Source organism: Thermosynechococcus sp., from assembly GCF_046299635.1.
Lineage (GTDB): Bacteria > Cyanobacteriota > Cyanobacteriia > Thermosynechococcales > Thermosynechococcaceae > Thermosynechococcus.
Genome location: NZ_JBKBHV010000063.1, coordinates 1 through 891, shown reverse-complemented (window position 1 = coordinate 891; position 891 = coordinate 1). Strand labels below are relative to the sequence as shown.

The following is an 891-nucleotide window of genomic DNA, read 5'->3' as shown; positions in this document are numbered from 1 at the left end:
GGATGACGTCAAGTCCTCATGGCCCTTATAGGTGGGGCTACACACGTCATACAATGGCTGGTACAAAGGGTTGCCAACCCGCGAGGGGGAGCCAATCCCATAAAGCCAGTCGTAGTCCGGATCGCAGTCTGCAACTCGACTGCGTGAAGTCGGAATCGCTAGTAATCGTGAATCAGAATGTCGCGGTGAATACGTTCCCGGGTCTTGTACACACCGCCCGTCACACCATGGGAGTGGGTTGCAAAAGAAGTAGGTAGCTTAACCTTCGGGAGGGCGCTTACCACTTTGTGATTCATGACTGGGGTGAAGTCGTAACAAGGTAGCCGTAGGGGAACCTGCGGTTGGATCACCTCCTTACCTATATAGAACGATTCATAAGTGTTCACACAGATAATTGATTGCATGAGATAGAGCAAACGGTTTTAACGTTAAATGTGAGTTTAACGCAGGATGTTTTGCTTAGTGCGAGCCGCAGAGCGAGCGAATGAGGGAGTGTACAAGTAGTACATGACCGAATAAGTGAGTGAGCAGCGAAGCAATAAGGAAAACAGACCAGTTAAAATTGGTCTGTAGCTCAGGTGGTTAGAGCGCACCCCTGATAAGGGTGAGGTCGGTAGTTCGAGTCTACTCAGACCAACCAATTTCGCACCATGCGGCGTTATTTTAAAGCTCGTGTACCTAAGTACACTTCGCTTCAAAATGCCTTGCCTGGCACGAAATTACCAGAGAAGACTTAGAGCGAGAAGTTTAAGCTTAGGCGAGCCGACTGAGGAATGAGCAAAGGAGTGTACATCAGGTACATGACTGAGTGAATGACGAACCAAGGCGACGCATAAGGTTAAAATGCGAAGCTATAAGATGGGGTTATAGCTCAGCTGGGAGAGCGCCTGC

Annotated in this window: 1 tRNA gene and 1 rRNA gene; both read left to right on the top strand. The window is 49.2% G+C overall.

What is annotated here, in order from left to right:
• Window positions 1-357: ribosomal RNA gene (locus tag ACK4IR_RS12335) — 16S ribosomal RNA — on the top strand; the annotation flags it as partial.
• A gap of 206 nt (window positions 358-563) precedes the next feature.
• A tRNA-Ile gene (locus ACK4IR_RS12330) sits at window positions 564-640 on the top strand.
• Window positions 641-891: the final 251 nt, after the last annotated feature.